Genomic DNA, 12,357 nt, shown 5'->3' on the forward strand with positions numbered 1-12,357 from the left:
TCCCGGCCGAAAAACAAGTCTTGACATCCACTCCCACCGTGCCATCAACTGGGCGGATGACCGATCCGGCCGGCGAGGCGACCCGGCCGGGCCCGACCCCGCGCGGGCTCGACCTCGACCGGCTCGCCGGTCATCTCGCCCGGCACCGGCCCGACCTGGCCGGCGGGCCGCTGCGGGCCGAGCTGATCGCCGGTGGCCGGTCCAACCTGACCTACCTGGTGACCCTGGGCGACCGGGAGGTGGTGCTGCGCCGGCCGCCGCTGGGGCACGTGCTGGCCACCGCGCACGACATGGCGCGCGAGCACCGGGTGATCAGCGCCCTCGCCCCGACCGGCGTGCCGGTGCCGGCCGTCCTGCTGCTCTGCCTCGACCCGGCGGTGCTCGGCGCGCCGTTCTACCTGATGGAGCGGGCGCCCGGGGTGGTCTACCGCAGTCGGACGCAGACCGACCGGCTCGACGTCGGGCAGCGGCGCGAGCTGGCCATGACGATGATGGACGTCCTCGCCACCCTGCACTCGCTGCCGCCGGTCGAGGTGGGGCTGGCCGACTTCGGCCGCCCGGACGGCTTCCTCGCCCGGCAGGTACGACGCTGGGCCGGTCAGCTCGACCGCTCCCGCAGCCGTCCGCTGCCCGGCGTCGACGCGCTGCGGGACCGGTTGGCCGCGACGGTCCCCGAGGGGGCGAACGCCGGCCGGATCGTGCACGGCGACTACCGGCTGGACAACCTCCTCGCCACCGTCGACCCGGTCGCCGTCCGGGCCGTGCTGGACTGGGAGATGGCGACCCTGGGTGACCCGCTGGCCGACCTGGGTCTGCTGCTGACCTACTGGGACGTGCTCGGCGACTCCGACCTCGCCGCCGGCAACCCGGTCACCGACGCGCTCGGGCCCCGCGCCGGTTTTCCCACCGGTGACGAGCTGATCGAGCGGTACGCCGGCCGGGCGGACGTCGACGTGGGGCCGCTACGTTGGCATGTCGCGCTGGGGTGCTTCAAGCTTGCGGTGATCTGCGAGGGGATCCACTACCGGCACGGCCTCGGGCAGACCGTCGGCGAGGGGTTCGACCGGATCGGCGAGCTGGTGCCGCCGCTGGTCGCCCACGGGCTGGCCGCCGTGGCCGACTGAGCACGGCGGGCGGATGCCCGGCCGCCCGGCGGAGCGGGCCGCGCACGCGCACGCGCGGAGCTGTCGGTGACGGCCGGCGTCCGGAGCTGGCCGGGATCGGCCGCGCCGCGCAGGCGCGGAGCTGTTCGCCGAGGACGACGACGAGGGCGGCGCGGCCGCCGGGGAGAGACGATGGACTTCAGCTTCGACGCCCGGACCGAGGAGTTACGCGGGACGCTGCGGCGTTTCCTGGCCGAGCGGGTGATCCCGGCCGAGGCGACGTTCGCCGGGCAGGTCGCCGCCGCCGGTGACCCGTGGGCGCGTCCGCCGGTGCTGGCCGAGCTGAAGGCCGAGGCCCGGGCCCGGGGCCTGTGGAATCTCTTCCTCCCCGACCCGCGCCACGGCGCCGGCCTGACCAACCTCCAGTACGCCCCGCTCGCCGAGGAGACCGGCCGCAGCCCGCACCTGGCGCCGGAGGCGCTCAACTGCGCCGCCCCGGACACCGGCAACATGGAGCTGCTCGCCGAGTTCGGCACCCCCGAGCAGCGGGAACGCTGGCTGCTCCCGCTGCTGGCCGGGGAGATCCGGTCGGCGTTCTGCATGACCGAGCCGGCGGTGGCCTCGTCGGACGCCTCGAACATCGCCACCCGGATCGTGCGGGACGGCGACGAGTACGTGATCGACGGACGCAAGTGGTGGTCGTCCGGGGCGATGGACCCACGCTGCGCGGTCCTGGTCGTGATGGGGCGGACGGACCCGGACGCCGAACGCCACCGGCGGCAGAGCATGATCCTGGTCCCCCGGGACGCCCCCGGGGTCACCGTCCGCCGGGGCCTGACCGTCTTCGGGTACACCGACGCCGCGCACGGCGGGCACGCCGAGATCGACTTCACCGGCGTACGGGTGCCGGCGACGAACCTGGTCGGGGTGGAGGGCGGGGGCTTCGCCATGGCCCAGGCCCGGCTCGGCCCGGGGCGGATCCACCACTGCATGCGGCTGGTCGGGATGGCCGAGCGGGCGCTGGAGGAGATGTGCCGCCGGGTGGTCGGGCGGGTCGCGTTCGGGCGACCGCTGGCGGAGCAGGGCGTGGTCCAGGAGTGGATCGCCGAGTCCCGGGTCCGGATCGAGCAGGCCCGGCTGCTGGTGCTCAAGACCGCCTGGCTGATGGACACGGTCGGCAACCGGGGCGCGCACACCGAGATCCAGGCCATCAAGATCGCCGTCCCGGCGATGGCCGAGTGGGTGGTCGACCGGGCGATCCAGGCGCACGGTGGCGCCGGAGTGAGCCAGGACACCCCGCTCGCCGCGCTCTGGGCGCAGGCCCGTGCCCTGCGCCTGGCGGACGGACCCGACGAGGTCCACCGCGCCTCCCTGGCCCGCCGCGAGCTGCGCGCCTACCGCTGACCCGCCGCCTGGCCGCCGCCGCGCCCGCCGGCGTGGGCAGCGGGCGTCGCCGCGCCCGCCGGGTGAGGCCCGGGACCGCCGCCGCGCCCGCCGGCGTGGTCTCCCGGGCCGTCGCGCGGAAAGCGCTTGCTGCGACAACGGCTTCGGGGGCCACGCGGCGGACGCGCAGCGGGGTGGCTCAGGCGGAGGAGCGGGGCACCAGATGGGTGTCCAGCAGGACGTACGGGGCGGGCAGCCCGTCACCGCGGATCCGGGCCACCAGGAGCCGGGCCATCTGCCGGCCCATCTCCTCCACCGGCTGGAACACCGACGTCAACGGCGGATCCGACTGCCGGGCGATCGGCGAGTCCTCGTACCCGACCACCGCCACGTCCTGGGGCACCCGCCGGCCGGCCTCCCGCAGCGCGCGCAGCGCCCCGTACGCCATCAGGTCGCTGGCCACGAAGACCGCGTCGAGGTCCGGGCACGACTCGAGCAGCCGACGCATGCACGCCGTGCCGCTGCCCTCGCTGAAGTCCCCGTACGCGATCATCGCGGGGTTGACCTTGCCCCCGGTGGCCGTGATGGCCTCCCGGTAGCCGGTCAGCCGGGACAGGCCGGCGCCCATGTCCTGCGGGCCGGCGATGGTGGCGATCCGCCGTCGGCCCTTGCCGATCAGGTACTCCACCGCCTGCCGGGCGCCGCCGGTGTTGTCCACGTCCACGAAGTGGGCCGGCTGCGCGCCGGGGCGCAGCATCCGGGCCGGCCGACCGCCGAGCACGGTCGGCAGGCCACGTTCCTCCAGCAGGGTGGGCAGCGGGTCGGCGTCGTGCAGGGACAGCAGCAGGACGCCGTCGACGTGCTGGTTGGTGAGGTGGTGCTCGACCCGCTCCCGCTCCACCGGCGACTGGGCCATGGCCAGCCAGAGCTGCATCGGCGTCTCCAGCAGCCCGGAGCTGATGCCCCGGACGATGCCGGCGAAGAAGGGCTCGGTGAAGACCCGCTCCCCCGACTCGGAGACCACCAGGGCCACCGAGTCGGTCCGTTGGGTGACCAGCGCGCGGGCGGCCCGGTTGGGCACGTACCCGAGTTCGGCGATGGCCTGCTGCACCGCGGCCCGGGCCTCCGGGCTGACCTGGGGCGAGCCGTTGACGACGCGGGACACCGTCCCCCGCCCGACACCGGCACGGGCCGCGACCGCGTCGAGGGTCGGGCGCCCGAGCGACCGGGTGCGCTGGGTTGTCATGTCTGCTCCTCCGACGTCGGGCGCGCCGGCGGGCGCCCCGCATGGGGTGCCCGCCGGAGCCGCCCGTTACTGGCTGGCCCTGGGCCTATTGTGCGGCCAGACCGTTGCGTCGGATCACCTCGGCGTACCACCTGGCGCTGGACTTCGGGATGCGGAGCTGGCTGTCGTAGTCGACATACACCATGCCGAAGCGCTTGGTGTAGCCCCACGCCCACTCGAAATTATCCATCAGTGACCAGGCGAAGTATCCCCGCAGGGGCACGCCCGCGCTTATCGCCTCGTGCGAAGCCCGCAGGTGGGCGTCGAAATACGCCAACCTGTCGGTGTCGTCCACCCGGCCGTCGACAACGGTGTCGACGAAAGCCGAGCCATTCTCGGTCACGTAGAGCGGCAGATCGGTGTATTCCTCGTGCACCCGACGCAGCGTCTCGAGCAGACCGGGAGCGTCGATCTCCCAGTTCATGTCGGTGACCGGCACGCCCCGGGTGACGAAGCGCACCGACTCGCTGGCCGGCCAGCAGGAGGGCGCGCGCCAGTACTTCTCCGGCTCGACCCCCTCGACCGGGGCGGCCACCACGTGCCGGCTGTAGTAGTTGACGCCGACCACGTCCAGCGGGGTGGAGATGACCGCCAGGTCGCCGTCCTGGACGTGCCCGAAGTCACTCACCGGGCTCAGGTCGGCGACCAGGTCGGCCGGGTACTGGCCGCGCAGGATCGGGTCGAGGAAGAACCGGTTGGCCAGCCCGTCGATCCGGCGGGCCGCGTCGGCGTCCTCCGGCGAGTCGCTGGCCGGGGTGACCGGGTACAGGTTGAGCGTCACGCCGATCTCGGCGTCCGCGGCGCCGGCCCGCAGCGCCTGCGTGGCCAGGCCGTGCCCGAGCATCAGGTGGTGTCCGGCCCGGACGGCGTCGCCGCCGTCGGAGCGGCCGGGGGCGTGCACCCCGGAGCCGTACCCGAGGAACGCCGAGCACCACGGCTCGTTCAGCGTGGTCCAGTACCGGACCCGGTCACCGAGGGCGTCGTGCGCCAGCTTCGCGTAGTCGGCGAAGCGGCTGGCGGTGTCCCGGGCCGGCCAGCCGCCGGCGTCCTCCAGCTCCTGGGGGAGGTCCCAGTGGTAGAGGGTCACCCACGGCTCGATGTCGTGGGCGCGCAGCTCGTCGACGAGCCGGCGGTAGAAGTCCAGGCCCTCCTGGTTGGCCGCGCCGGATCCGCCCGGCTGCACCCGGGGCCAGGAGATCGAGAACCGGTACGACCTCAGGCCGAGCTCCGCCATCAGCTTCACGTCGGCGGGCATCCGGTGGAAGTGGTCGCAGGCCACGTCCCCGGTGTGTCCGCCGACGGTCCGCCCCTCGGTACGGCTGAAGGTGTCCCAGATCGACGCGGTGCGACCGCCCTCGGCCGCGGCCCCCTCGATCTGGTACGCGGCGGTGGCCGCGCCCCAGAGGAACCCGGGCGGGAAGATCAGTTCCGGGCCCTGTTCGAGGAGACCCACGGTAGGCGGGGTGGCGGGGTTGCTCACGACTTGACGGCACCTTCCATGATCCCGCCGATGATCTGGCGGCCGAACAGGACGAAAATGACGAACAGCGGCAGGGTGGCGACCAGGGTGCCCGCGAAGATCTGCGAATTGTCCGCGAAGTAGGCGCTGTTGAGGCTCCGCAGCGAGATCTGCACGGTGGGATTCGACGGGTCGGCCAGCACCACGAACGGCCAGAAGAACTGGTTCCACTGCTCCATGAAGGTGAGCAGGCCGAGCACCGCCGCCGCCGGCCGCAGCGCCGGGGCGACCACGTGCCAGTAGATCCGCCAGGTGGAGCAGCCGTCCACCCGGGCCGCCTCGATCAGCTCGTTGGGCACCGCCTGTTCGGCGTACTGGCGCATCATGAAGATGCCGAATCCGCCGATCAGGAACGGCACCGTCACCGACGGCATGGTGTTCAGCCACTCCAGCTTCGCCATCAGGATGTACAGCGGCAGGACGCCGAGCTGGATCGGCACCATCATCGAGGCGAGGATGATCAGCAGCAGCGCGTTCTTGCCCTTGAAGCGGAGCTTGGCGAAGGCGAAACCGGCCAGCGAGCCGAAGAAGACCGTGGCGATGGTGATCGTCCCGGAGACCAGGAACGAGTTCATCAGGCCCTTGACGACGTTGGCGTCGGTGTTGGCGAGCACCCGTTGGACGTTCTCGCCGAGGTTCCCGCCGGGCAGGAACGGCGGCGGCCAGGAGTTCGCCGCGTCGTTGGTGCGCGACGCGATGACGATCATCCAGTAGAAGGGGAAGAGGGACAGGAGCACGCCGAGGACCAGCCCGATCCAGGTCAGCGGGCTGGCCTTCCAGAGCTGCGCCGCCTTGTGCCCGCGGGAGGACCGGTCGGCCCGGCGCCCGGGCTGACGTACCGGGGGACGGAGTGTCGTGGTCGTCATCTGCGTACCCTCACTTGTCCGAGCTGATCCGACGGGCCAGCAGGTAGTTCACGACCGACATGAAGGCGATCAGCACGAACAGCACGAGCGCGACCGCGCCGGCGTACCCCCAGCGGAAGCGGGTGTTCATCACGTCGAGCAGGTACATGGTGATGGTCTGGAACTGCCCCTCCGAGCCGCCGGAGATGCCCCCGGCGCCGCTGGTGAACAGCAGCGGCTCGGTGAAGAGCTGCAACCCGCCGATGGTGGAGATGATCAGCGTGAAGATGATCGTCGGGCGGAGCTGCGGGACGGTGATCGACCAGAACTGCCGCCGCCGGGAGGCGCCGTCCAGCGACGCCGCCTCGTACATGTCCTTCGAGATGGACTGCATCGCGGCCAGGTAGATCAGGGCGTTGTAGCCGACCCACCGCCAGTCGACCATCGTGGAGATGGCGAACCAGGAGGCGAAGCGGTTGGCGCGCCAGTCGATGGGGTCGATGCCGACCAGGTCGAGCAGCCAGTTGACCAGGCCGAACTCGCGCGCGTAGACCATCGAGAAGATCAGCGCGACCACGGCGGTCGAGGTGATGATCGGCATGGCGATGGCCATCCGGAAGAAGGTCTGCGCCGGCAGCCGCCGGTTGAGCGCGTTGGCCAGCATCAGGGCGATCAGCAGCTGCGGCACGGTCGACATGGCGAACATGCCGAACGTGTTGACGACCGCGTTCCAGAACTGCGGGTCGTTGGTGAGCAGCTCGACGAAGTTGTCCACGCCGACGAAGCTGATCGTGGGGTTCAGCGGGGAGCGGTCGGTGAGCGCGATCCACACCGTGTAGGCGATCGGGTACGCGCCGAAGATGGCGAAGAGAACGAAGAACGGCAGGACGTACAGGTACGGGGAGTACTTCAGGTCCGCCCGGGTCAACGAGAGGCGACGGCGCGACTCGGCACGGGTGGGGCGGGGCCGGCGGCCGTCGGGCGGCGCGTCGGCGTGCAGGTCGAGGCTCATCAGTGGTCCTTCACGTCAGGCGACGCCGCCGGTGTCGGCGGCGTCGGGAGGCGCCGCGGGGTGGCGCCGCCGCGTTGCCGCGGTCGGCGCCACCTGCGGGCGGCTCGGCCAGGTCACTTACCGGCGGCCTCGCCGTTCTTCAGCGCCGCGTCCCACTGCTCGGCCGCAGACTTGCCCTGCTCGACCGCGCGAAGGGTGTTCTCCACGGCGGTCCGGACCGCGTTGTTCTTCGGACCCAGGTAGACCGGCTTCAGGTCGCTGGCGCCGGCGGCGAAGATCTTGCCGACCGGAGCGCCGCTGAAGTACTCGTTGGTGGATTCGGCCACCGCCGGGTCGGCCAGACCCTGCGGGGAGGACGGCAGGTTGCCGACCGCCTTGAACGCCGCGACGTGGCCCTTGGGGTTGGTCAGGAACTTGACCAGCTTGGCGGCCTCCTCGGCGTGCTTGCTGGACTTCGGCACGGCGAGGAAGGAGCCGCCCCAGTTGCCGCCGGCGCCGGGGGCCTTGGCGATGTCCCACTTGCCGGCCGCCGCGTCACCGGCCTGGCCCTTGATGACACCGGTCATCCAGGCCGGGCAGGCGGCGGTGGCGAAGGAGGCGTTCTTGAAACCGGCGTTCCACTCGTTCGAGAACGCCTGGAGGTTGTTCGACAGCTTGGCGTCGACCAGCTTGGTGGTCAGGTCGTACGCCGCCTTGACGTCCGGGTTGTCCCTGATGACGAGCTTGTTGCTCTTGTCGTAGTAGGTGTAGCCGGTGCCGGCGCCGGCGATCTGCATCAGCACCACGTTGTAGAAGTTGGTCGCCGAGTCGATGAACTTGTGCTTCGGGTCGGCGGCGGTGAACTTCTTGCCGGCCTCGATGAAGGCGTCCCAGGTCGGCCAGAGCTGCCCGACCTGCTCGCGGTCGGTGGGCAGCCCGGCGGCCTCGAAGAGGTCCTTGCGGTAGCACAGCGCCATCGAGCCGACGTCGGTGCCGAGGCCGAGCACCTTGCCGTCGGGGGTGCTGCCCTGCTCCCACTTCCACGGCAGGAAGTTGCCCTTGAGGTCGTTCGCGCCGTGGTCGGCCAGGTTCACGAACTTGTCGGCCTGGGCGTAGAACTGCACGATCGTGCCCTCTTCGAGGGCGACGACGTCACCGGCGCCGGAGCCGGCGGTGATCTGCTGGGTAAGTCGGGTGTTGTGGTCACCCAGACCGAGGCCCTTGCCGCGCTCCTGGATCTTCACGTTCGGGTTCTCGGACTCGTACTGCTTGTAGAGCTCTTCGTAGCCGAATCCCTGGTCGCCGAAGACGTCGACGGTGAGGGTGATCGGACCGTCGGAGCTGCCGCTGTCCGACGAGTCGTCACCGCCACAGGCGGTAGCGGTGGCGATCACCGCGACGGACGCGAGCGCGATCGCCGCGAACCGCCGACGGTGGAGTGTGAGGCTCATTCCGGACCCCTCTTTTCGGTGGTGAGGCTTTTGTGGTGGGGGCGCTCCTCGGGAGCGCTCCCATGAGATTGCCGTCGGGTAACGGGCGTGTCAATAGATCGTGGGAGCGTTCCCATATCGTTACCGCGAAAGCCGTTTCACTCGGCCCGATCGTCCTTTTTCTGCCGTTTCGTCGCCGCTACCTGATTACGGAGGGGCAACTTGCGGGAAGACCACCCGGCCGACAACCGCACCACGGGAATGCCACGACACGGGAAAGCGACCCGTCGGGAAGACCAGAAACCGGGAAGCCCACGGCGGCGCGGGGTCGGTTTCCCGGCCGGACCGGGCGCGCCCTCAGCAGAGGCGGCGCAGCAGCGTGGAGACGCGCCGGGGCTCGAAGACCTCCGGGTCGAACGGTCGACCGAGCCAGTCCCGCATCGCCTCGTGCTCCGGGTGGAACGGATCGGCGAGCGCGGCGAGCAGCAGCCGGTAACCCGCGGGACCGCCGACCTCCTCCGGCGGGCCGGCCCGCTCGCCGTCCAGGCAGCTCGGATAACGCCCCTCCGGATCGGCGGTCAGCACGTCCTCCACCAGGAGGTCGTGCTCCCACCAGTCGCCGAAGTCGTAGGTGTAGTGGAACCGGCTGCCCTTGCCGACCACGGCGTCGAGCCGGGTGTCCAGCTCGTCGCGCAGCGGCAGCTCACCCACCGGGTCCGGGACGCCGTACTGCACCCCGTCGATCTCGAACGAGTGCAGGTGGTAATCCTGCCAGCCCACCGCGTACTGCACGACGCGGTGCAACCGGTCCAGGGTGTACCCGCCGGGGACCAGCACCCGCCGCCAGACCGACGGACGTACCCCGGCCAGCGAGATCTGCAACTGGAAGATCTGGCGCGACATGCTGTCCCATCCTCCCGGGGCATAGGCTGCCACCATGATCTGCCGAGCGTGTCGGGCGAAACGGCACGGTGACTGCCCGGGCCGCAACTGGTGCGACTGTCAGCACCGTACCCCCGGACCGACCCCTCCGGTCACCGGTCCGGCGAGCGAATGAGCGTCCGCGTCCCGATCCACCGCGCGTGGCCCGGCCCCGGCGACGGTCCGCTTGACGACGCCGCGCTCACCGCCCTGTACGGCCGCGCCGACCGACCACGCCTGCGGGTCAACTTCGTGACCAGCCTGGACGGCGCGGTCACCCTGGACGACTACTCCGCCGGCCTCTCCGGCGAGCCGGACAAGCGGGTCTTCGGGCTGCTCCGGATGCTCTGCGACGCGCTGGTGGTGGGCGCCGGCACCCTGCGGCACGAGGGCTACCGGGCGATCCGCCTCGACCCGGCCCGGCGGGCCTGGCGACGGGAGCACGGGCTCGCCGAGTACCCCACCCTGGTCGTGGTCTCCGACTCGCTGCGGCTCGACCCGGCGCAGGCCGCCTTCGCCGACGCCCCGGTCCGGCCGGTGGTGCTGACCCGCGACGACGCCGCCGCGCCGACCGGCCTGACCGACGTCGCCGACGTGGTACGGACGGGCCCGGACCGGGTCGACCTGGCCGCCGGCCTGGCGGGGCTGCGCCGGCGTGGCCTGACCCAACTGCTCTGCGAGGGCGGACCGCGGCTGTTCGGCGCGCTCACCGCCGCCGACCTGGTGGACGAGGTCTGCCTCACCGTCGCGCCCCTGCTCGCCGGCCCCGGCCCGGGCCGGATCACCACCGGAGCGCCCAGCCCGCCCCGGGGCCTGCCGCTGCGGCACGTGCTGGCCACCGCCGACGGCGTGCTGATGCTGCGCCACGCCCGGGACTGACCCGCCACGCCCCGCGCCGGGGCCGGGGTCACCGGGTCCGGCAGACCTGTCCCCGCTCCGGTCCGCCGTCGGCGCCCGCGCGGCGGCGGTGACCGTACGCCCCCGCGTCGACCCCGAGGGTCACCGGCGGCGCTCCCCGCGCCGCGTCGCCTGGCGACCTGTCGTACCGCTGAGGCAGGATGCAGCACGTGTGCCCTGAGCGAGACGAGCGACCACGCAGCGGAGTCCGACGATGACCGACGGCCCGGCGGCCCCCGACGCCCTCGACGTCCCCGGTGAGGAGGTCGGGCGGGTGCTCGGCACCGCCGACGCCACCCCGCTGACCTTCTGGACCGCGGTCTCCGCCGACAGCTACCTGCAACTCGACGACGTGGTGGTGACCCGCCGCGACCTGCCCGACCGGGAGCCGGTGACCATCGCCGGGGTGGTGACCCAGGTGCGCGCCCGGCACGAGGGCGCCCAGTTCGACTCGGACGTGTTCGCCATCGCCGACGGCACCCTGCCGGCGATGGTGCAGGAGGCCGCCGAGATCACCACCACCCGGGTCGACCCGGAGCTGTACGTGCCGCCCACCCCCGGCGCGGTGGTGTGCCGGGCCGAGGGCGACGCCCGGGCCCGGGCGCTGCACTTCGACCGGATGGAACGCCGCATCCCGATGGGCACCGGCCGGGACGGGGTGCCGGTCTACCTCAACGCCGACTTCCTCGACGGCAGCCGGGGCGCGCACGTGTCGATCTCCGGCATCTCCGGGGTGGCGACCAAGACCAGCTTCGCCACGTTCCTGCTCTACTCGGTGTTCCGCTCCGGGGTGCTCGGCGGTGACGCGGTCAACGCCAAGGCGCTGATCTTCAACGTCAAGGGCGAGGACCTCCTCTTCCTCGACCACCCCAACACCCGTCTCGACGACGCGACCCGGGCCGCGTACGCGAAGCTCGGGCTGGCCGCCGGGGCGTTCCCGGACGTGCGGGTGTACGCCCCGCCGCGGCCCGGTGACGCCTCCGGCACCCCGGACGTGAGCAGCCGGCTGACCGGCGTGGACAGCTTCTACTGGACGTTGAGCGAGTTCTGCGCCGAGCGGCTGCTGCCGTACGTGTTCGCCGACGCCGACGACGAACGCCAGCAGTACACGATGGTGGTGCACTCGGTCACCGCCCACCTGGCCCGGTACGCCCAGCCGGCCGACGGCGGGGTGAGCGTCGACGGGGTGCGGCTCGGCTCGTACGCCGACCTGGTCGACCACGTCGTCGAGCAGCTCAACGACGACGAGACCCGGGGCGACTGGGCGGGCAGCGCGGTCGGCCTGGGCACGGTCAACGCGTTCGCCCGCCGGCTGATCGGCAGCAAGAAGGACCTGTCCCGGCTGATCCGCGGCGACCTGGCCACCCGCCGCCCGCACTCGATCAACACGGCGGAGAGCGCCCAGGTCACCGTGGTCGACCTGCACAACCTGCCGGACCGGGCGCAGCGGTTCGTGGTGGGCGTGACGCTGCGCGGCGAGTTCGAGCGCAAGGAGAAGGCCGGCACCGCCAAGCCGCTGCTCTTCGTCGTCCTCGACGAGCTGAACAAGTACGCCCCCCGGGAGGGCTCGTCCCCGATCAAGGAGGTCCTGCTGGACATCGCCGAGCGGGGCCGCTCGCTGGGGGTGATCCTGGTCGGCGCGCAGCAGACGGCGAGCGAGGTGGAACGCCGGATCGTCACCAACTCGGCGATCCGGGTGGTGGGTCGGCTCGACCCGGCCGAGGCGTCCCGCCCGGAGTACGGCTTCCTCCCGCCCGCCCAGCGGCAGCGGGCGCTGCTGGCCAAGCCGGGCACCATGTTCGTCAACCAGCCGGACATCCCGGTGCCGCTCTGCCTGGAGTTCCCCTTCCCGGCCTGGGCGACCCGGGTCTCCGAGGCCGGTCGCGCCCCGTCGGAGACGCTCCGGTCGATCACCCAGGCGGCCGACCCGTTCGCGGTGGTCGGCTCCGGCGGCGCCGACGACGACATCCCGTTCTAGGGGGT

The 12,357-nt window shown here is 72.1% G+C and carries 10 protein-coding genes; 4 read left to right on the forward strand and 6 right to left on the reverse strand.

The window, feature by feature from the left end; all coding sequences use genetic code 11:
- Positions 1 to 56 precede the first annotated feature (56 nt).
- Positions 57 to 1,124 (forward strand): phosphotransferase family protein, encoded by a 1,068-nt coding sequence (locus tag O7606_RS10380; RefSeq protein ID WP_281598847.1) that lies wholly within the window; start codon positions 57 to 59, stop codon positions 1,122 to 1,124.
- A 171-nt stretch (positions 1,125 to 1,295) separates the two neighbouring features.
- Entirely contained in the window at positions 1,296 to 2,507 is a 1,212-nt protein-coding gene (locus O7606_RS10385) for an acyl-CoA dehydrogenase family protein (protein WP_281598848.1), read from the forward strand.
- Between the two features lie 178 nt (positions 2,508 to 2,685).
- On the opposite strand, the gene O7606_RS10390 is transcribed toward O7606_RS10385, so the two are convergent.
- The 6 genes from O7606_RS10390 to O7606_RS10415 form a co-directional block, all read right to left on the reverse strand.
- On the reverse strand, positions 2,686 to 3,732 hold the full coding sequence (locus tag O7606_RS10390; RefSeq protein ID WP_281598849.1) for a LacI family DNA-binding transcriptional regulator: 1,047 nt from the start codon (positions 3,730 to 3,732) through the stop codon (positions 2,686 to 2,688).
- An 85-nt stretch (positions 3,733 to 3,817) separates the two neighbouring features.
- The gene (locus O7606_RS10395) at positions 3,818 to 5,251 is read right to left on the reverse strand and encodes a GH1 family beta-glucosidase (protein ID WP_281598850.1); all 1,434 of its coding nucleotides are present in this window, start codon (positions 5,249 to 5,251) and stop codon (positions 3,818 to 3,820) included.
- Entirely contained in the window at positions 5,248 to 6,156 is a 909-nt protein-coding gene (locus O7606_RS10400) for a carbohydrate ABC transporter permease (RefSeq protein ID WP_281598851.1), read from the reverse strand. Before O7606_RS10400 ends, O7606_RS10395 begins: the two co-directional genes overlap by 4 nt.
- 10 nt (positions 6,157 to 6,166) lie before the next feature.
- A complete protein-coding gene (locus O7606_RS10405; RefSeq protein ID WP_281598852.1) occupies positions 6,167 to 7,147 on the reverse strand; it encodes a sugar ABC transporter permease in 981 nt (326 codons plus the stop codon).
- Between the two features lie 113 nt (positions 7,148 to 7,260).
- Complete coding sequence (locus O7606_RS10410; RefSeq protein WP_281598853.1) at positions 7,261 to 8,577, reverse strand: extracellular solute-binding protein; 1,317 nt, start codon at positions 8,575 to 8,577, stop codon at positions 7,261 to 7,263.
- Positions 8,578 to 8,913: 336 nt separating this feature from the next.
- Complete coding sequence (locus tag O7606_RS10415) at positions 8,914 to 9,459, reverse strand: plasmid pRiA4b ORF-3 family protein (protein WP_281598854.1); 546 nt, start codon at positions 9,457 to 9,459, stop codon at positions 8,914 to 8,916.
- Positions 9,460 to 9,609: 150 nt separating this feature from the next.
- On the opposite strand from O7606_RS10415, the gene O7606_RS10420 reads away from it, so the two are divergent.
- Both O7606_RS10420 and O7606_RS10425 read left to right on the forward strand, forming a co-directional pair.
- Positions 9,610 to 10,356 carry a pyrimidine reductase family protein gene (locus O7606_RS10420; protein WP_281598855.1) on the forward strand — a complete coding sequence of 249 codons (747 nt, stop codon included), beginning with the start codon at positions 9,610 to 9,612 and terminating at the stop codon, positions 10,354 to 10,356.
- A 232-nt stretch (positions 10,357 to 10,588) separates the two neighbouring features.
- A complete protein-coding gene (locus tag O7606_RS10425; RefSeq protein WP_281598856.1) occupies positions 10,589 to 12,352 on the forward strand; it encodes an ATP-binding protein in 1,764 nt (587 codons plus the stop codon).
- The last annotated feature ends 5 nt before the right edge of the window (positions 12,353 to 12,357 follow it).

Origin of the sequence: Micromonospora sp. WMMD882 (genome assembly GCF_027497255.1) — a bacterium.
Lineage (GTDB): Bacteria > Actinomycetota > Actinomycetes > Mycobacteriales > Micromonosporaceae > Micromonospora.

Excerpts from the sequence above, each read along its gene's own strand:
- O7606_RS10400 (WP_281598851.1), bottom strand. The coding sequence starts at position 6,156 with ATGACGACCACGACACTCCGTCCCCCGGTACGTCAGCCCGGGCGCCGG.
- O7606_RS10390 (WP_281598849.1), bottom strand. The coding sequence starts at position 3,732 with ATGACAACCCAGCGCACCCGGTCGCTCGGGCGCCCGACCCTCGACGCG.
- O7606_RS10420 (WP_281598855.1), top strand. The coding sequence starts at position 9,610 with ATGAGCGTCCGCGTCCCGATCCACCGCGCGTGGCCCGGCCCCGGCGAC.
- O7606_RS10385 (WP_281598848.1), top strand. The coding sequence starts at position 1,296 with ATGGACTTCAGCTTCGACGCCCGGACCGAGGAGTTACGCGGGACGCTG.
- O7606_RS10415 (WP_281598854.1), bottom strand. The coding sequence starts at position 9,459 with ATGTCGCGCCAGATCTTCCAGTTGCAGATCTCGCTGGCCGGGGTACGT.
- O7606_RS10425 (WP_281598856.1), top strand. The coding sequence starts at position 10,589 with ATGACCGACGGCCCGGCGGCCCCCGACGCCCTCGACGTCCCCGGTGAG.
- O7606_RS10405 (WP_281598852.1), bottom strand. The coding sequence starts at position 7,147 with ATGAGCCTCGACCTGCACGCCGACGCGCCGCCCGACGGCCGCCGGCCC.
- O7606_RS10380 (WP_281598847.1), top strand. The coding sequence starts at position 57 with ATGACCGATCCGGCCGGCGAGGCGACCCGGCCGGGCCCGACCCCGCGC.
- O7606_RS10410 (WP_281598853.1), bottom strand. The coding sequence starts at position 8,577 with ATGAGCCTCACACTCCACCGTCGGCGGTTCGCGGCGATCGCGCTCGCG.